The 17,378-nt window shown below is 73.1% G+C and carries 16 protein-coding genes and 1 pseudogene; 4 read left to right on the top strand and 13 right to left on the bottom strand.

Annotation, left to right across the window (positions count from 1 at the left end):
* Nucleotides 1–49 precede the first annotated feature (49 nt).
* From ACFCZ1_RS25820 to ACFCZ1_RS25795, 6 genes and pseudogenes are all read right to left on the bottom strand, one after another.
* On the bottom strand, nt 50–385 hold the full coding sequence (locus ACFCZ1_RS25820) for a hypothetical protein (protein ID WP_376680641.1): 336 nt from the start codon (nt 383–385) through the stop codon (nt 50–52).
* Nucleotides 386–455: 70 nt separating this feature from the next.
* Entirely contained in the window at nt 456–671 is a 216-nt protein-coding gene (locus tag ACFCZ1_RS25815; RefSeq protein ID WP_376680640.1) for a hypothetical protein, read from the bottom strand.
* Nucleotides 672–699: 28 nt separating this feature from the next.
* Complete coding sequence (locus ACFCZ1_RS25810) at nt 700–1,551, bottom strand: arylamine N-acetyltransferase (RefSeq protein ID WP_376680639.1); 852 nt, start codon at nt 1,549–1,551, stop codon at nt 700–702.
* 14 nt (nt 1,552–1,565) lie between these two features.
* Nucleotides 1,566–1,919: pseudogene (locus ACFCZ1_RS25805) on the bottom strand (recombinase family protein); the annotation flags it as partial.
* A gap of 42 nt (nt 1,920–1,961) precedes the next feature.
* A complete protein-coding gene (locus ACFCZ1_RS25800) occupies nt 1,962–2,585 on the bottom strand; it encodes a histidine phosphatase family protein (RefSeq protein WP_376680638.1) in 624 nt (207 codons plus the stop codon).
* A 181-nt stretch (nt 2,586–2,766) separates the two neighbouring features.
* The gene (locus ACFCZ1_RS25795; protein ID WP_376680637.1) at nt 2,767–3,909 is read right to left on the bottom strand and encodes an NADH-quinone oxidoreductase subunit D; all 1,143 of its coding nucleotides are present in this window, start codon (nt 3,907–3,909) and stop codon (nt 2,767–2,769) included.
* 31 nt (nt 3,910–3,940) lie between these two features.
* Between ACFCZ1_RS25795 and ACFCZ1_RS25790 the strand changes: the two genes are divergently transcribed.
* A complete protein-coding gene (locus ACFCZ1_RS25790; RefSeq protein ID WP_376680636.1) occupies nt 3,941–4,432 on the top strand; it encodes a PH domain-containing protein in 492 nt (163 codons plus the stop codon).
* Nucleotides 4,429–5,973 carry a PH domain-containing protein gene (locus tag ACFCZ1_RS25785; RefSeq protein WP_376680635.1) on the top strand — a complete coding sequence of 515 codons (1,545 nt, stop codon included), beginning with the start codon at nt 4,429–4,431 and terminating at the stop codon, nt 5,971–5,973. Before ACFCZ1_RS25790 ends, ACFCZ1_RS25785 begins: the two co-directional genes overlap by 4 nt.
* 95 nt (nt 5,974–6,068) lie before the next feature.
* Here ACFCZ1_RS25785 and ACFCZ1_RS25780 read toward each other — a convergent pair whose 3' ends face one another.
* Together ACFCZ1_RS25780 and ACFCZ1_RS25775 are read right to left on the bottom strand one after the other, a co-directional pair.
* Nucleotides 6,069–6,746 carry a response regulator gene (locus tag ACFCZ1_RS25780; protein ID WP_376680634.1) on the bottom strand — a complete coding sequence of 226 codons (678 nt, stop codon included), beginning with the start codon at nt 6,744–6,746 and terminating at the stop codon, nt 6,069–6,071.
* A gap of 17 nt (nt 6,747–6,763) precedes the next feature.
* Nucleotides 6,764–7,966: a sensor histidine kinase gene (locus ACFCZ1_RS25775; RefSeq protein ID WP_376680633.1), complete on the bottom strand. Its 1,203-nt coding sequence runs from the start codon at nt 7,964–7,966 to the stop codon at nt 6,764–6,766.
* 107 nt (nt 7,967–8,073) lie between these two features.
* Between ACFCZ1_RS25775 and ACFCZ1_RS25770 the strand changes: the two genes are divergently transcribed.
* Entirely contained in the window at nt 8,074–9,075 is a 1,002-nt protein-coding gene (locus tag ACFCZ1_RS25770; RefSeq protein ID WP_376680632.1) for an SAM-dependent methyltransferase, read from the top strand.
* A 15-nt stretch (nt 9,076–9,090) separates the two neighbouring features.
* On the opposite strand, the gene ACFCZ1_RS25765 is transcribed toward ACFCZ1_RS25770, so the two are convergent.
* The 5 genes from ACFCZ1_RS25765 to ACFCZ1_RS25745 all read right to left on the bottom strand — a co-directional run bounded on the left by ACFCZ1_RS25765 (nt 9,091) and on the right by ACFCZ1_RS25745 (nt 16,182).
* Nucleotides 9,091–10,170: a C40 family peptidase gene (locus tag ACFCZ1_RS25765; protein ID WP_376680631.1), complete on the bottom strand. Its 1,080-nt coding sequence runs from the start codon at nt 10,168–10,170 to the stop codon at nt 9,091–9,093.
* A 48-nt stretch (nt 10,171–10,218) separates the two neighbouring features.
* A complete protein-coding gene (locus ACFCZ1_RS25760) occupies nt 10,219–10,701 on the bottom strand; it encodes a poly-gamma-glutamate biosynthesis protein PgsC/CapC (RefSeq protein WP_376680630.1) in 483 nt (160 codons plus the stop codon).
* Entirely contained in the window at nt 10,698–12,536 is a 1,839-nt protein-coding gene (pgsB, locus tag ACFCZ1_RS25755) for a poly-gamma-glutamate synthase PgsB (RefSeq protein ID WP_376680629.1), read from the bottom strand. Before pgsB ends, ACFCZ1_RS25760 begins: the two co-directional genes overlap by 4 nt.
* 6 nt (nt 12,537–12,542) lie before the next feature.
* Nucleotides 12,543–14,783 carry a cache and HAMP domain-containing protein gene (locus ACFCZ1_RS25750; protein WP_376680702.1) on the bottom strand — a complete coding sequence of 747 codons (2,241 nt, stop codon included), beginning with the start codon at nt 14,781–14,783 and terminating at the stop codon, nt 12,543–12,545.
* A 145-nt stretch (nt 14,784–14,928) separates the two neighbouring features.
* On the bottom strand, nt 14,929–16,182 hold the full coding sequence (locus ACFCZ1_RS25745; RefSeq protein WP_376680701.1) for a CapA family protein: 1,254 nt from the start codon (nt 16,180–16,182) through the stop codon (nt 14,929–14,931).
* 158 nt (nt 16,183–16,340) lie between these two features.
* Between ACFCZ1_RS25745 and ACFCZ1_RS25740 the strand changes: the two genes are divergently transcribed.
* Complete coding sequence (locus ACFCZ1_RS25740) at nt 16,341–17,243, top strand: hypothetical protein (protein ID WP_376680628.1); 903 nt, start codon at nt 16,341–16,343, stop codon at nt 17,241–17,243.
* The last annotated feature ends 135 nt before the right edge of the window (nt 17,244–17,378 follow it).

Here is a 17,378-nt window from a genome sequence, read left to right as displayed (position 1 = left end):
GGGGAAAGCCCCCGGGCACCGCACCTCGGAGGTCGGCGGCAGCCGCGCATCAGGGGTAGGCGAGGACGACGAGCACGCCCGCCACCTCCAGCAGCAGTTGCGCGCGCAGCGCGCCCCGCGCCACGCGCACCGGCGCGGCCATCGCCGCGACGAGCGCCAGCACCACGGCGACGAGCAGGGCCCCGAAGGCCGTGGCCGGGAACGGCGCGCATCCGATGTCGTTGACGAAGCACCGGCCGCCCTTGTCGGTGCTCAGCACCAGGATCTTCGCGGCGAAGAGCACGGGGAGGAACAGCACGGCGGTGATCCCCGCGCGGGTCCGGATGCGGACCGCGTCCTTCGACGGGGGCTCGGAGACGGCGGCGGGCTGTGGCTTCCAGGACATGGCCCCATCCTGTGCCGCGGCGGCGCTACGGGGATCCGCGCGGGTACTCAGGCCGCGCCGCCTCCCGTACTCAGAACAGCGGCAGCTGCCCCGGATGCGGAGCCAACGTGAAACCGTCGAGCGTGGGCGCCGAGGCGCCCAGCACCACCCGGGCCCGGGAGCCGGGGCAGGACACGAGGTCGCCGCGGGCCCGCCCGGCCGGCGGATCGTGCCGGGCGATCCTCCCGGCGGTCACGGCGCAGTCGCGGCCGCAGGCGGGACAAGCGCGACGGGGGGAGTGGGACATGCCCCAAGTCTGCCCTGCGGCACCGACATCAGCCGTGCCGGGCGGCCAGCCATGTCCGGTGCGCCCGGTCCACCCGGGACCACAGTGCCGCCCGGTCCGCGGCGGTGAGGTCGTCCAGGTTCCTCCGGAAGACGCTCCCGATGACCTCGAAGAACTCCTCGGCGTCGGTCAGTTCGCGCTCGCTCGTCCCCTTCGCGCCGTCGACGCGGGTCAGGATCCGGCCGCGCAGCGCGTCCGCGCCCTGCGCGTCACGCCGCAGCACCGCGAAGGTCCGTACGAACGGGGACTCCCCGGCCGTCGAGAGCCACGTGTGCATGGCCTCGAAGTCGGCCGTGACGGCCGGGGCGGCACGGAAGTTCACGCGGGGCATGGGACCGGCGAACTTGCGGAGCGTCCAGCCCGGACCCTCGCCCTCCAGCGGTTCCAGCCGCTCCAGCGCGTACCGGAACCCGCCCTGCTCGTAGGCGCCCTCGCGCAGCGGCAGCGGTTCGTACGGCCCGTCGCCGAGCCCGGCGTCCACCCAGTACGTCGTCCCGTCGACGCGGACGGTCAGCGTGAGGTGCCCGCCGCTGATCCCGCGGTCCGCGGGATCGGCGTTGACGCCGCCGGCGTGCCGCGTCACCTCGTAGCCCAGGGATTCCAGGAGCAGCGCGAAGCCGCCGTTGAGGTGGAAGCAGTAGCCCCCGCGCCCGGCGGCGAAGCGCCGGGCGGACAGCTCGGGGTCGATGCCGGGCGGCCGGCCGAGCTGGATGTCGACGTTGTCGTAGGCGATGTGTTCGAGATGCGCCCGCTGAAGGGCGAACAGCCCCTCGGCGGAGGGGCCGCCGGGGTCGGCGATGCCGATCCGGCCCAGATAGCCGGCGTGTATGCCAGAGGTCATCCGGCCACCCTAGTGCTGTGACCGGCAAGGTCCACCGGGTCGCGGCCGTTGGTCTTCGCGGCCGCCACGACGGGGCGTCGGCCGCCCTTGCTGCCCTTGGCCTCGGCGGCTCGCAGTCCGTCGTAGGTCAGCTCGCGCCGGAGGGCGCGTTGGAGTTCGCCGGCGGCGGCGAGGGTCTGCACCATGAACTTCACGGTGGACAGCAGTTCTCCGGTGCGCGGGCGCTGGAGGGGGTGGAGGCGGCCGGAGGTCCCGCCGTCCTCCTCAAAGGCGACCGGGCCCTCGATCCCGGCCTCGTCCAGGACGAGGTTCTGCCGGGCGGTCGACTGCTGGTCGGTCGAGACCCGCTTGTAGACCAGGTTCGCCACCGAGGTCCTCCTATGGATCAACACCGACCGCACCTACGGGCCTCAGACGTGGAGCTCCTGCGGGAAGCCGGTCCAGCGGAGCTCGGCGGGGAGGTGGCCGGTGTCGTTGAAGAGGAGAACCGCCGGGGGGCGTCCGGGTGCGTAGCGGATGACGGTCAGTGCCGCGTTGGCATGGTTGATGCCCATCCAGCGCCACTTCGGCGCGTCGAGGGCGGCTCGGACGAGCCAACCGACGAGGAAGTTGTGGGTGACGACGAGTTCGTGGCGCGGCTCGTCGCCGGGGACGGGTCCGGTGAACTCCGCGAACGCCGCCGCCGCGAGCCGGGGCCCGTCCTCGCGCTCCTGGGCCGGGAACTGGTCCAGGAACCCGAGCATGGCGTCAGCCGTCTCGGGCGGCAGCTCCTCACGTGCCGGCAGGTACGGGATGTAGTCGCCGGCCGCTGCGGAGAGCTGCACGGGGACGCCGTCGAGCCGTTCGCCGACCAGCAGGGCGGTCTGTTCGGCACGGGCGAGTGGCCCGTGGTGGATCGCCGCCAGCGGAACCCCACGGAGCCGCTCCCCCAGCAGGGCGGCCTGGCGGCGGCCCGCATCCGTCAGTTCGCTCTCGTCCGGGGACGCCTCGCCGTGGCGGGTGAGATAGAGGTAGCGGGCGGCAGTACCGGTCATGGGGGGGCGAGTCCTCCAGTGCAGTCGATCTTGCATGCTCATGGAGGGACGCCGACCCGCGCGGACTGGTTCCACGAGGGGTGGAGCCGGGCATCATGCCGGATCAGCGCGTCGCCAGGTCTGGACGACGGGTCCTAGATCTCGCCGTCGTCGTCCTTTCCGGCCACAGCACTGGATCGGCCTACTTGTCGATGTCCCCGACGACGAAGAACAGCGAGCCCAGGATCGCCACCATGTCCGCGACCAGCTGTCCCGGCAGGAGCACGGCGAGGGCCTGGATGTTGTTGTACGAGGCGCTTCGCAGCTTCAGCCGGTAAGGGGTCTTCTCGCCCTTCGAGACGAGGTAGTAGCCGTTGATGCCGAGGGGGTTCTCGGTCCAGGCGTACGTGTGGCCCTCGGGCGCCTTCAGGACCTTGGGCAGACGCTGGTTGACCGGGCCCGGCGGGAGTTCGGCCATCCGGTCCAGGCAGGCCACGGCGAGGTCGAGCGCGTTGTGGGTCTGGTCGAGCAGGACCTCGAAGCGGGCCAGGCAGTCGCCGTCGGTGCGGGTGATCACCTTGAGGACGTCCTGGAGCTCGCCGTACGCGAGGTACGGCTCGTCGCGCCGCAGGTCGAAGTCGACGCCGGAGGCGCGGGCGATGGGGCCGGAGACCCCGTACGCGTGCACCGCCTCGGCGGACAGGACGCCGACGCCGCGGGTGCGGCCCCGGAAGATCTCGTTGCCGTGGACGAGCTTGTCGTAGACGTCCATGCGGGTGCGGACGTCGGCGATGGCCTCGCGGGCCCGGCCGAGCCAGCCGGCCGGCAGGTCCTCCTTGAGGCCGCCGACACGGTTGAACATGTAGTGCATGCGGCCGCCGGAGATCTCCTCCATGACGGCCTGGAGCTCCTCGCGCTCGCGGAACGCGTGGAAGATCGGGGTGATTCCGCCCAGTTCGAGGGGGTACGAGCCGAGGAACATCAGGTGGTTCAGCACCCGGTTCAGCTCGGCCAGCAGGGTCCGCATCCACACGGCCCGCTCGGGGACCTCCATGCCGAGCATCCGCTCGACGGCCATGACCACGCCGAGCTCGTTGGAGAACGCGGACAGCCAGTCGTGGCGGTTCGCGAGCATCACGATCTGCCGGTAGTCACGGGCTTCGAAGAGCTTCTCGGCACCGCGGTGCATGTAGCCGACCACCGGCTCGGCGCTGACGATCCGCTCGCCGTCCAGGACGAGGCGCAGGCGCAGCACGCCGTGCGTGGAAGGGTGCTGGGGCCCGATGTTGAGCACCATGTCGGTGCTCTCCGCCGCGCCGCCGATGCCGACCGTGGTCTCCGTCATGCGGGCATTGTCTCAGCCCTAGGGTTGATGCATGGATACGGGGACGAAGGGTGAGACGGACGAGTCCGCGTGGGTGGGGCTGCCGGGTGGGCTGCTCGCTCTGCGGCGGCTGCTGCTGGTGGTCTGGGCGACCGTTGCCGCGGTGGCGACCGGCGTCGTGCTGGGTCTGCTCGCCGGACCCGTGTGGGCGGCCCTGGCGGGGTGCTGCCTCGTGGCGCCGGCCTGGGGATGGGTGTTGCTCGGCCGGAACTGGCGTTCCTGGCGTTACGCCGAGCGCGCGGACGACCTGCTGATCGTCCGGGGCGTGCTGTGGCGCAAGGAGACCGTGGTCCCGTACGGGCGGATGCAGCTGGTCGAGGTGTCCTCGGGCCCACTGGAGCGGCGCTTCGGGCTGGCCTCCGTGCAACTGCACACGGCGGCCGCGGCGACGGACGCCAGGATCCCGGGCCTGGTGCCGGCCGAGGCGCAGCGGCTGCGCGACCGGCTCACCGCGCTCGGCGAAGCAAGGTCGGCGGGCCTGTGACCGCCGGTCCGGCGGACGGCGAGCCGGCCGTACCGTACCCGTCTGCTGCCGAGCCCGCCGCCCACCTTGCCGGGCCCGCCGCCCACCTTGCCGGGCCCGCTGCCCAGCTCGCCGGGCCTGCCGCCGACCTTGCCGCGCCCGCCGCCGCGCTCGCTGCCGGGCCCGCCGCCCACCTTGCCGGGCCCGCTGCCGCGCCCGCCGCGCCCGCTGCCGACCTTGCCGCGCCCGCCGCCGCGCTCGCGGGCGGACCGGCGGGCGAGCGGCGTCTGCACCTGCTCACCCCGCTGCGGCGCGCCTGGGTGCCCATCGCCGCGACCGTCGGCGTGGTCGCCCAGCAGGGCGACCGGGCGGAGCGCTGGATGGCGGAACTGCCCGTGCTCCTGCGGGTGGCGGCGCTCGTGGCCCTGCTCCTGGTGTTCGGCACGTACGGCTTCCTGAGCTGGTGGTTCACGCACTACGCCGTCACCGACACCGAGCTGCGCATCCGCAGCGGGCTGGTCTTCCGGCGTACGGCGCACATCCGCCTCGACCGGATCCAGGCGGTCGACGTCACCCGCCCGCTGCTGGCCCGGCTGGCCGGGGTCGCCAGCCTGCGGCTCGACGTCATCGGCACCGAGGAGAAGGACGAGCTGGCCTTCCTGGGCGAGGAGGAGGCCGCGGCCCTGCGCGCCGAGCTCCTCGCCCGGGCGGCCGGCTTCGCCCCCGAGGAGGCGGCGCGCGTGGGCGAGGCCCCCGAACGGGAGCTGCTGCGCGTACGCCCGCGCGACCTCGCCGTGTCGCTGCTGCTGAGCCTCGGCGTGTGGGCGGCACTGGCCGGCGGGATCACCGCACCCGCGGTCGCCTGGTGGATCAGCTCCAGCCCGTGGGCGGCCGTGGTCACCCTGCTCCCGGTGCTCGGCGCCGTCTGGTCCGCCAGCGCGGGCCGCTTCCTCGCCGAGTACGACTGGACGGTCGCCGAGTCCCCGGACGGGCTGCGCCTGGACCACGGACTGCTGGACCGGGCCCACGAGACCGTGCCGCCGGGGCGCGTGCAGACCGTACGGATCGTGGAGCCGCTGCTGTGGCGGCGGCGCGACCGGGTCCGGGTGGAGCTGGCCGTGGCGGGTTCGAAGAACGAGGTCCTGGTCCCGGTGGCCTCACGGGCCGCCGCGTACGCCGTGATCGCCCGGGTCCTGCCGGGGGTGGACCTGGCGGCCCTGTCCTTCACCGGCTCCCCGCGGACCGGTTCGCGCTGGGTGGTCCCGGTGTGGTGGAAGGGCTACGCCCTGGCCGTCTCCCCGGAGGTGTTCGCCGCCCGCCGCGGCCGCCTGTGCCGCCGTACGGAGATCGTGCCGCACGCCAAGGTGCAGAGCGTCCGCCTCACCCAGGGCCCCTGGGAGCGTGCCCGCGGCGTGGCCGACGTCCACGTGGACACCGGCGCGAACGCCACCGTCACGGCGAGGCTGCGGGCCGCGGACGAGGCCGCCGTCCTGCTGGCCGCCCAGGCCGTCCGGGCCCGCACCTCCCGCGCGTCGGCCCGTCCGGACCGCTGGATGACGTAGGAGTCGGACGGGGGTCGATCGCGGCACGGACGGAGTCGCCCCCGGGCCGGGCGGGCCGGGGAACGCCGGGCGGGCCGGGGGAACACCGCGCGGGGCTACGCGGCCGGGCCGCCGCCCGCCCGGACCAGCCCCGTCTCGTACGCGAGGACCACGACCTGGACGCGGTCGCGCAGGCTCAGCTTCGTCAGGATGCGGCCCACGTGCGTCTTCACCGTCGCCTCCGACAGGACCAGCCGGGCCGCGATCTCGCCGTTCGACAGGCCCTGCGCCACCAGCAGCATGACCTCGCGCTCGCGCTCCGTCAGCCGCTCGACCTCCTTGTTCCGCGGCTCCTCGGTGGTGGTCGGCAGCATCGGGGCGAACCGGTCCAGCAGCCGCCGCGTCGTCGACGGGGCGACCACGGCGTCGCCGCTGTGCACGGACCGGATCGCCGCCAGCAGCTCGGCGGGCGGCACGTCCTTCAGCATGAAGCCGCTCGCGCCCGCCTTCAGCCCGGAGAACGCGTACTCGTCCAGGTCGAAGGTGGTCAGGATGATCACCTTCGGGTGTTCCGGCGGCTCACAGATCCGCCGCGTCGCCTCGACCCCGTCGAGCTTCGGCATGCGCACGTCCATCAGCACCACGTCCACCTTGGTGGCCCGCAGCACCTCCAGGGCCTCCAGACCGTTGCCCGCCTCGGCGACGACCTCCATGTCCGGCTGGGCTGCGAGCACCATCCGGAAGCCGGTGCGCAGCAGCACCTGGTCGTCGACCAGCATCACGCGGATGGACATCCGTCACCTCGTCCTTTTCAACTCTTCTTCAGGGGGAGCAGTGCGCTGATCCGGAAGCCGCCGCCCGGCCGCGGCCCGGTGTCCAGGGTTCCGCCGACCATGCCGATCCGCTCGCGCATGCCGATCAGGCCGTGCCCGGCGCCGTCGGCGCCGCCGTCCTCGTACAACTCGTGTGCCGCGCCCCGCCCGTCGTCCTCGACGAGCAGGCCGAGCCCGTCGTCGAAGTAGACCAGCCGCACGCTCGCCTTCGCGTCGGGGCCCCCGTGCTTGCGCGTGTTGGTCAGCGCCTCCTGGACGATCCGGTACGCGGTCAGCTCGACGCCGCTGGGCAGCCGCCGCGGCGCGCCCTCGACCTCGAAGTCCACGGAGAGCCCGGCCGCCCGTACCTGCTCGACCAGGACCTCGATCTGTTCGACGTCCGGCTGCGGCACGTAGTCCTCCGACTCCTGCGGCTCGCCGGTGCGCAGCACGCCCAGCAGCCGGCGCATCTCGGCGAGGGCCTGGCGGCCGGTGCCGGAGATGGTCTGGAGGGCCTCCTTGGCCTGTTCGGGGGCCACGTCCATGACGTACGCCGCCCCGTCCGCCTGGACCACCATCACCGAGACGTTGTGCGCGACGACGTCGTGCAGTTCGCGGGCGATCCGGGCGCGCTCGGCGGCCACGGCCACCTTGGCCTGGGCCTCGCGCTGGTTCTCCAGCCGCTGGTTGCGCTCGATGAGCTGGGCGTAATAGGCCCGGCGGGTGCGCAGCGAGTCGCCCAGCACCCAGGCGAGGACGAACGGGACGATCATGAACAGGGTGAAGAGGACGTTGTCGACGTCGTTCGTGCCCTTGTCCACGCCGTACCGCAGGAAGTAGAGCGGCGCGGCGGCCAGCCCCCAGCCCAGGGCGGTGCGGGACACCCAGCGCGGGACCTCGCTCGCGGCGACCGTGAAGAGGATGACGAGCATCGCGAAGTCGTAGAACCCGGCGACGATGCCCAGGGCCAGCTGGTAGAGCCCGGCGCCGAGGGTGAGCCAGAACATCGCCTGGGTCCACCTGCGGCGCAGCGCCACGGCGACGCTCAGGGCGGCCACCGCGGGGACGGCTGCGAGCCGCAGGGTGGTGCTGAGGCCGGTTTCGGACACGACGTTCACCATCGAGATCCCGAAGAAGAGGACAGCCCAGAAGCTGTCGACGCCCGTCGGGTGTCTGCGGAGGAAGTCGTAGAGGCGCTGCACGTAACCCAGAGTAGGGAACGTAGATAGGTGCTGGAGTCAACCAGAGGTGCGAACCTCGCGCCGGGCGCGTACTCCCCAAGGTGGACGGTGACCATAACCTTTGCGTGATGCGTGCTCAGGGAGAGGCTCAGGGGGACGGCGTGATTCCGGTCCGGTGGCGGGCGGCGATGGAGGCCGCGCTGTACGGGCCCGGCGGTTTCTACGTGCGGCCGGGCGGTCCGGGTCCCGCCGGGCACTTCCGTACGTCGGTGCACGCGTCCGGGCTGTACGCGGGGGCCGTGGCGCGGCTGCTGCGGTGGGTGGACGCCGAGCTCGGGCACCCGGAGGGGCTGGACCTGGTCGACGTGGGGGCCGGGCGGGGGGAGCTGCTGGCCGGGGTGCTCGCCGCACTGCCCGCGGAGGTGGCCGCGCGGGTGCGCGCGTACGCCGTGGAGCGGGCGGAGCGGCCCCCCGGGCTCGACCCCCGGATCCGCTGGGTCGCGGCGCCGCCGGAACGGACCACGGGGCTGCTCTTCGCGAACGAATGGCTGGACAACGTGCCGTTGGAGGTCGCGGAGGACGGGCGCTACGTCCTGGTCGCGCCGGACGGTACGGAGAGCCCCGGCGGCCCGGTCGACGGAGCGGACCTGGCCTGGCTGGAGCGGTGGTGGCCGGGCGGCGGGCGCGCGGAGATCGGCCGGGCGCGCGACGAGGCCTGGGCGGCGGCCGTGGCGAGCGTGGAGCGGGGTCTGGCCGTGGCGGTGGACTACGCCCACACGCGCGACGCGCGGCCCCCGTACGGAACCCTGACGGGCTTCCGGGAGGGCCGGGAGGTTCCCCCGGTCCCCGACGGCGGCTGCGACGTCACCGCCCACGTGGCACTGGACGCCTGCGCGGGCCCGGGGTCGGTGCTGCTGACCCAGCGCGAGGCCCTGACCGCCCTCGGCCTCTCGGGCGCCCGCCCTCCACTGGCCCTGGCCTCGGCCGACCCGGCGGCCTACGTCCGCGCCCTCGCCTCGGCGGGCGAGGCGGCGGAACTGACCTCCCGCACGGGCCTGGGCGCCTTCGGCTGGCTGGTCCAGCCGGTCGGCATCGCGCCGTGGCCGCAGGCCGGGTCACGGCACGACTAGGCCCGGCCCCTGTCGCTAGAGCCGCTTCGCGCTGCGCAGGGTCGTCGCGTAGTAGCCGTTGCCGTCGAGGCGCGAGGTACCGCCCTTGTCGCCGATGGTCGGGCCGTTGGCCTCCTCCCGGCTGGAGATGAAGATCTTGTGGCCGTCGGTGTCCGTGCCCAGGTAGATGCCCGTGTGGTCGAGGCGGTCCTTGGTGCGCGCGTCGAGCTTGAAGAACAGCAGGTCGCCCGGCTGGATCACGTCGATCGAGACGGGCCGGTCCTGCGGCCCGACCCCCTTGAGGGGCAGGATGTCCGCGCCCAGGGCGGCGCGGGCCATGCCGTTCGCGGTCCGCGGCAGGCCGGAGCCGGGCTTGTCGCCGGACAGGAGCGGGTAGCGGGCGCGGTAGCCGAAGACGGTGCGGACGAAGCCGGAGCAGTCCATGGACCGGTACCGGGCGGTCTGGGGCTGTTTCGTGGTGCCGTCGCGGAAGGTGTACGGGGTGCCGAGGTAGTCGTAGAAGTCCGACTGCTCCAGGCGCAGGTCGTTGCCGGCCGAGCCGGCGGGGTTGAGCGGGCCGAAGGAGGCGTCACCGGCGTACGAGGTGCCCTGCGCGTCCTTCTTCACCGGGGCCTGGTCGCCGTACTGGAAGGCCATCGCGAAGATGTCGTCCTCCTGGCTCCCGAAGTACTTCTTGAACCACTCCTTGAACCACTGCTCGTTCTCCGCGCCCGGCTTCCACGGCTCCGGCATGAGGCGGACCCAGTTCTCGGTCACGACCCTGGCCGTGGTGTTGGCCGGCTCGGTGAAGGTGCGGCTCGGTCCGGTGAGGGTGGCGGTGCGGGCGCCGTCGGTGAAGGTGGCCAGCACCTGCCCGGTGCCGTTGCGCAGCACCGACCGCTCGGGGCTCTGGAGGCGTTCCCACTTCTGGGCGCCGGCCTCGGCCGGGCCGGCCCCGGCCGTGATGTTCCCGCCGGCGACGACCTGGACGGCGGGCGCCTTGGCCTGCTCCTGCGCGCGCAGCGCGTACGTGAGGTACGCGCTGCCGGCCAGCAGCGCGAGCACGGTGACCGCGTGCAGCGCGGAACGTGTGCGGCTCTTCGACTTGGCGGTCATGCGGGGGGCTCCGGAGCGGTTGGGGACGGGCGCGGGGTTCTTCGGGGGCTACGCGGCCGGCATGACGCCGAGCAGGATGCCGGCGGTCAGCACGACGTACGTCATGAGGGTGGCGCTGCCGGTGGCGAGCAGGGTGGCGCCCTTCGGCTGGCGGACCAGCTGGTAGCCGATCAGGCCCGGCACGATGAAGCCGAGGGTCTGGTTCGTGTAGAGGAGCGGGAACTCCATCTGGAGCACGATCACCACGGTGGCCTGGAGCAGGACGCCGAGCAGCACGACGGCCGCGAACAGCCGCTTGCCGTAGAGGATCACGAAGCGCTGCACGACGAGCGTCAGCGCGTACGTCGTGACGGTCACGCCGACCACGAGTGCGGCTCGCTGGAGGTCTTCCAGGAGGGTCAGCGCCAGCCAGCCGGGGGTGATCATTCCGCCGGGGGAGAGGTTGGTCGTGAGGTAGCAGACGAGCGAGAACAGCAGACCCAGGGCAATGCCGATCGCGGCGATCTCGGGGGTGAGGACGGCGGGGATCAACGGGTTTCTCCTGGCTTCTGCCACGGCCCCTGCGGGGGGTTCGGGTGGATCTGCGGCGCCTGCGCCTGCGTCTGCGGCCAGGCCGGTACGGGCGTGGCGGCGCGGATGCCGTACGGGTCGGGGGCGGAGGCGGGGACGCGCGGCGCCTGCCCGTACGTACCCGGCCCCTGCGGGACCGGGGCGGGGGGGACGTGTCCGTACGCCCCCCGCCCGTCGGTGCCCCCACCGCCGTAACCCTGCGCGTGCGGACCCTGGCCGCCGTGCGGTCCCTGCGTCTGCGGGCCCTGGCCGTCGGGGTGCCGGCCGTACGGAACCTGCGCGTACGGGCCCTGTGCGTGCGGGCCCTGGCCGTCCGGGTGCTGGCCGTACGGAACCTGCGTCTGCGGGCCCTGGCCGTGCGGGCCCTGCGACTGCGGGCCCCGGCTGTCGGCGCGCGGGCCGCCGGAACCCTGTGCGTACGGGCCCTGGCCGTCCGGGTGCCGGCCGTACGGAACCTGCGCCTGCGGTCGCCGCGCGTGCGGGACACCGCCGTGCGGAACCTGTGCGTACCGGTCTTCGCCGTACGGGGCGTCCGCGTACGGGTCGGTGGGGCGGGCGAACTGCCCCGTCTGCTCCTGCGGCCATCCCGGGTCCTCGCCCTCGGCGGCGTCCGCCTCGTCCGACGGCAGCTCCGCGAGGTGCTCCAGCAGCACCTCGCCCTGCCCGTGGATGTTGCCGATGGCGACGAGCGAGGAGCTGGGGCCGAGGTGCCCCAGCAGCTCCCGCATGAACTCCTCGCCGTCGCGGTGGTCGCCGCCCAGGTCGACGGCGCGATCGCGCCACTCGGCCGGGATCGCGTCGATGGCGCTCTTGGCCGGGTGGCCGATCACGAAGACCTTGTCCGGCCGCAGTTCGGGGACGATCGCGCCCATCTGGCCGTTGCGCTCGACCCGGTCGGGCCGGCAGTTGATCACCACGTTCAGGGGGCGTTCCACCGCACCCAGGTCCAGCAGCTGGTTGATGTTCATCAGCGTCGACTCGGGGTCGTTCGCCGCGAAGACGTTGGCGAAGCGCAGCCGCTTCCCGCCAGGGGCCAGGTAGCGCTCGACCGAGAGCACGCCCGGGTCCGGCGGCGCCTCGTACATCCCCCGCAGGGCGGTGTCCCGGTCGACGCCGAGGAGCTCGGCGACGGTGAGCGCGATGGCGACGTTCTCCTTGAAGGTGAACCAGCTGAAACCGCGCAGCTCCTCGTCGCTGACCGTGTCGGGGTCGGCGTACAGCAGCCGGCAGTCGCGGGCGTCGGCCTCCTCCTGGAGGACGTCGAAGCGCTCCTTCTCGGCGGTGACGCAGATCCCGCCGTACGGCATCGAGCGGGACAGGGAGCGGGCGATGTCGTCGAGGGTCGGGCCCATCTCGGCGACGTGGTCCTCGCGGACGTTGCACAGGACGCCGATGGTCGACTGGATCAGCTTGGACTGGTTGATCTCCTGGAGCGCCGGCATGACCGCCATGCACTCCATGACGAGCGCGTCCGGACGGTAGGCGGAGGCGCGCCGCACGATGCCGATCTGCTCCACGACGTTGGCGATGCCGAACTTGCGGTAGACCGGTTCCTCGGTGGCGTCCGGGTGGATGAAGCGGGCCGCGGTGCCGGTGGTCTTGGCGACCGTGACCAGCCCGCCGCCGCGCAGCGCCCCCGCGCACAGCCGGGTGATGGAGCTCTTGCCGCGGATGCCGTTGACCAGCACCCGGTTCGGTATCCGGTGCAGGCTGGCGAAGTGCCGCCGCTGCTCCACGATGCCCGCGACGAGCATGATCGCGCAGCAGACGAGCAGTACGCAGTAGAGGAAGAGCACGGGGGATCAGTTCCTTCCGGCCGGGGCGGAGGGCCGCCCGCCGGCCTGCTTGCGCTGCTGCTGTCGCTGCTGGAGCTGCTGGCGGATGATCTCCAGGCTGCGTGTCACGGCACCCACCTCGTCGTGGTGGCGCGGGTAGAGCACCGTGCGCCGGTCGCCGTCGGCGAGGGCCTCGGCGCGCCGGGCGAGTTCGCGCAGCGGGGCGACGACGATGATCTGGAGCCAGCCCAGGCAGGCCGCGCCGACCGCGAAGCCGAGCAGGCCGGCGAGGACGGTGCGGTTCTGCAGGCTGTACTCGTGGATGGCCAGCCCCCTGGCGGACTGCCAGCTGACCACGGTCCAGTCCATGGGCTTGGCGGCGCCGCCGCCCACGAACGGGGCGGCGGCCGCGATGACGTGGTCGCCGCCGCTGCGGTAGAGGATGCTGCCGGGCCGCGGGGACATGCCGACCTTGAGGGCGGAGCCGTCGACGAGGGCGTCGAGCCGCTCGTCGTCGAGCTTCTCGAAGGCGCGGTAGCCGCTGTTGGAGGCGATGATCCGGTGCTGGGAGTCGACCACCCGGATCTCGCCCAGACCCGGCCGCCTGAGCAGCGAGTTGAGGAAGTCGATGCGGAACTCGCCGACGACCGCCGTGCCGCCCTGGCCGGGGATCGGGGCGGTCGCGACGATGACCGGCTCCTTGCCGCCGTCGTGGAGGGCGATCGGCTCCTTGCGGGGCCCCTTGCCGGAGTCGGTCTGCGGGGGGCCGCCCGCCTGGGCGAGGACCTTGCCGGTGCCGTCGAGCACGTACAGGGACGCGTAGCGCAGGTGTTCGCGCGCGGTGCGCTCCAGGACGGTGGTCATGTGCTGCGGGCTGGTGTCGTCGCCCATCAGCGAGGCGACGGACAGCAGGTCGGCCTGCCCCTCGTTGAGGGCGCGCCGGATCCGGTCGTTGAGGGTGTCGGTGCGCTCCCGCTGGTCGCTGACCAGCTGCTGCGGTACGACGACGTCCTCGCCGGCCCGGTTGACCAGCAGGCCCAGCGGCACGCACCAGGCCAGGAGCAGGACCCCGCACAGCGCGAGGAGCGCACGGGCGCCCGTGCGGCGCTTGCGCCGGTCGCGGGAGGCCGCCGGGTCCGCGTCGTCCAGCAGCTGGCCGCGCAACCGCTCCAGGGCGGTCCCGATCCGGGCCGCCTCGCCCCCGCGGGGGACGGACACCGGGCGGGTCAGGTCGCCGCGGGTCAGCCGCCGGCTCTCCAGGAACAGCGCGATCAGCGGGCGCTGCACGGTGCCGACGAGGAGGGCGACGACCAGGGCGCCGACCAGCAGCAGCGCGCCCGCCAGGACCAGCCCGACGACCGCGTCGGAGGTGCGCGCGGGGTTCTGCGCGACGTTGACCATGGCGACGACGGTCAGTTCCAGGCTGGTGGCGCTGGTGCCGACGCCCGGTTCGGGTCCGGCGAGGCGGGCGTAGCCCGCGGCGGCGCGTTCACCGCCCCATTCGCCTCCCATCAGGCTGCCGCTGACCCCGAGGAAGCCGCCGGAGCCGGGCTCCTTCGCGGTCAGGGGGTTGGCCTTGGTCCGCTTGGCCGCGGTCTTGGCGAACGAGCGGAGCTGCTTGGTGTCGCGTTTGACGTCCGCTCGCTGGAGGTCGGTGAGGACCATTTCGGGCTCGGGGATGCCGTCGTTGCTGAGCACGGTGCCGTCGGAGCCGACGACGGCGATGGCCCGGAAGTTGCCGAGGCTGATGCCGGGGAAGCGCAGGCTGCTGGAGGCGACCAGCAACTGCTGGGGCTGGTCCTTCCAGGACAGCAGGGCCAGGGTGAGCAGCCGGGTCTCGCCGTTGGCCAGTTTGACCATGCGGGGGGCCAGGCCGCCTTCACCGGAGAGCCGGGTGCGGTCGATCGCCGTCAGGGGGAGGTTCTCGCCGCGGGCGGCCAGCAGCCGGCCCGAGCCGATCTCGACGACCGCGGTGCCGCGCCACTTCTGGTAGACGCTGCCGATCTTGTCGAGCACGGCGTCCGGGGCGACGGGCTTCCCGGTGGAGAACAGGGCCGCGGCCCGGTCGAGGTCGGTGACGCTCTCGTCCAGCGAGGCGCGCAGGGCGATCGCGCCGTCCTCGGCGAAGTGCTGCTGGGAGGTGAGCACGGCCGCGGGCAGCCGGTCCTCGCGGACGGTGCCCAGGCTCAGCGCGGTGAACCCCGCCAGGGCGAGCAGCAGGACCGACAGCACGGTGATCGGCGGTCTGATGCCGCCGAGCAGTGACATGTCGGCCCTGCGGCCGGCCTTGCGCCGCTTGCTGCGGGATGCGGCCACGGAGCGGGGTCCTTCCTGGGCTGGAGGGGAGAGCGGGAGATCGTACGTACGCGGGCGGGTGAGCGGGGTGTGCGCGGCGGGTGAGCGGGGTGTGGGGCTACCCGGGCAGTCCGCGCAGGGGTCGCAGTCCGTCCTTGCCGGCGCCGCGGTTGAGCATGGTGCCCTGGGTGCGCTCGAAGGCCAGGCGGTAGCGGGCGCGCTGCTCCGGCAGCAGGGTCTTGTCGTTCTGGAGGGCCTCCACGACGTCGACCAGGCGGTGGTCGCGCACCGGCTGGGTGTTCGTGCCGGGCAGGTCCGACCCCGGGGTGCTCTCGGGGTCCGGCGGGATGTCGGTGAAGGTGGGCACGAAGCGGGCCTGGACGTCCCAGCGGCCGTTCTTCTCGCTGAACTCGAACCAGCCGATGGCGCCCTCCTCGGTCAGACCGCTGGGCACGTCGTGGCGGGCGAGCTGGTTGCCGAGGCCGTAGGCGACCCAGGTGCCGTCGACCTTCTCCATCGGCTGCACGACGTGGGCGTGGTGGCCGATGACCAGGTTGATCCCGGTCTCCTTGGCGATCTTGCGGGCCAGTTCCAGCTGCGGGTTGCTCGGGTTCGGCTGGTGCTCGCGGCCCCAGTGGATGGAGAGGATCACCACCTCGGCGCCGGCCGCGCGGGCCTTCTTCTCGGCCGCGGCGATGGCCTTGAAGCTGATGAGGTTGGCCAGCCAGGGCTTGTCCTTGGGGACCTCTCGCCCGTTGAAGCCGAAGGCGAAGGAGATCTGGGCGACCTTGACGCCCTTGACGTCGAGGATCAGGGGCTTGTCGTCCTCTTCCTTGCTCCGGGCGGAGCCGGTGTGCTTGAGGCCCTCCCGGTCCAGGGTGTCCAGGGTGCGGAAGACGCCCTCGGGGCCGTGGTCGAGGGTGTGGTTCGAGGCCGTCGAGCAGGTGTCGTACCCGACGTTCTTGATCGTCTTGGCGATCTGCGGCGGGACGAGGAAGTCGGGGTAGGTCTGGAAGGGGCCGTTCGGCTGGCCCAGGACCGGCTCCATGTGGCAGATGCCGAGGTCGGCCTTGCTGATGACCGGCTTGACCCCGGCCATGATCCGGTCGAAGTCGTACCCCGTGTGGCCGGCCGCCTTGGCGTCCCGGGCGGCCTGGTCGGTCAGCTGGGGGTGGATGAGGATGTCGCCCGCGGCGGCGACGGTGAAGGACCGGCCCGTGCTCCCGGCACCCGACCCCGCCGCGTCGCCCGACGCCGGCGCCGGCTTCTCCTGCGGGCCGCCGAGGAGGCCGCACCCCGCGAGCGAGAGGCTCAGCGGGAGGACGAGGAGCGCGGCGCGGGTCAGGGCGGAGACCGGACGGGCAGGGGCGATTTTCACTCAGCTATTTTCAGCCAGTGAAGACTGTGAAGTTCACGAGGGGCATAACGATTGGTGCGATCATTTGCGGCGCGATCATGTCGCTGGTTGCTTACGCCGCTTTTGATCCAACCAATTCGGTCGAAAAGGGGGCCGTATCCTCTGCGCCGCCTGTGGCGGAGGACATAGACCTGCTGGGCCGGGTCACCGCCTTCGCCGCGGAATTCGGCGCGACGGGCGGCTACCGTGCGCCCACGCAGGCAGAGAAGACGATCATCGTCGAGGGTGTCTCGGCCCTTTTCGAGGGGAACGTCGACGCGGCGCGCGCACGGCTGGCCGAGGTGGACTACAAGCTCGACACCTTCACCGACACGGCCGGCGGACGCCGCTTCGCGGAGGTCTCCGACGGGGCGGGCCGGTCCGGCTCCGCGACCCGGGGCTGGGGCCGCGTCTACGTCGACCTCGGCGGGCCCCCGCGCTGGTCGGTCCAGGTTCCGCACCCGGTCGCCGACCAGGGCACGGAGCGGCTCGGGGTCAGGGTGCTGCGCGGCGCCCCGGGCGGGGTCATGGTCATGGCGGGGGCCCACCGTACGGCGGGGGCGGGCGCCGGCCCCGGCGAGGGCGAGGGCGAGGGCGAGGGCGGCGACGAGGCGGACGGCGGGGGCGAGGGGGCCCCGGCCGACATGGCGCACCGCACCGACTCGGTCTTCCACGCCGTGATCGCGGAACTCGTCCGGCGCGGCCTGCCGGGCATCCAGCTGCACGGCTTCGCCGACGACTCCGTCCCCGGCACCGACTCCGTCGTCTCCACCGGCGCGGGGAGCCGGGCCGTCGAGGACGCCGAACGGCTCGCCGGGAAGCTGGCCGGCCAGGGCTTCGACGTGTGCCGGGCGTGGTCCGCCACCTGCAAGCTGTCGGGCCGGACCAACGAGCAGGGCCGGCTCGCCGCCGGGCACGGGACCCGCTTCCTGCACGTGGAACTGAGCAGGACCACCCGCTCCGGCTCCCGCCGGCTGGACGGGACCGCGGAGGCGATCACGTCCGTCACCACGAGGTGGTCGCGGGGCGCCCCGTAGGGGACGGCGCAGGGGCCGGAACCCCGTGAACGGGATCCCGGCCCCTGCGGCCGGCGGCGGGGTGGTCACGCACCTGTCTCTTATAAACAAAACCCAGCCCACCAGACAACGCGTGATGTCGTATGCCGTCATCTG

This window comes from Streptomyces sp. NPDC056224, from assembly GCF_042267665.1.
Classification (GTDB): domain Bacteria; phylum Actinomycetota; class Actinomycetes; order Streptomycetales; family Streptomycetaceae; genus Streptomyces.
Note: the sequence above shows the minus strand (reverse complement) of the source record. Positions and strands in the feature narration are given on the sequence as shown.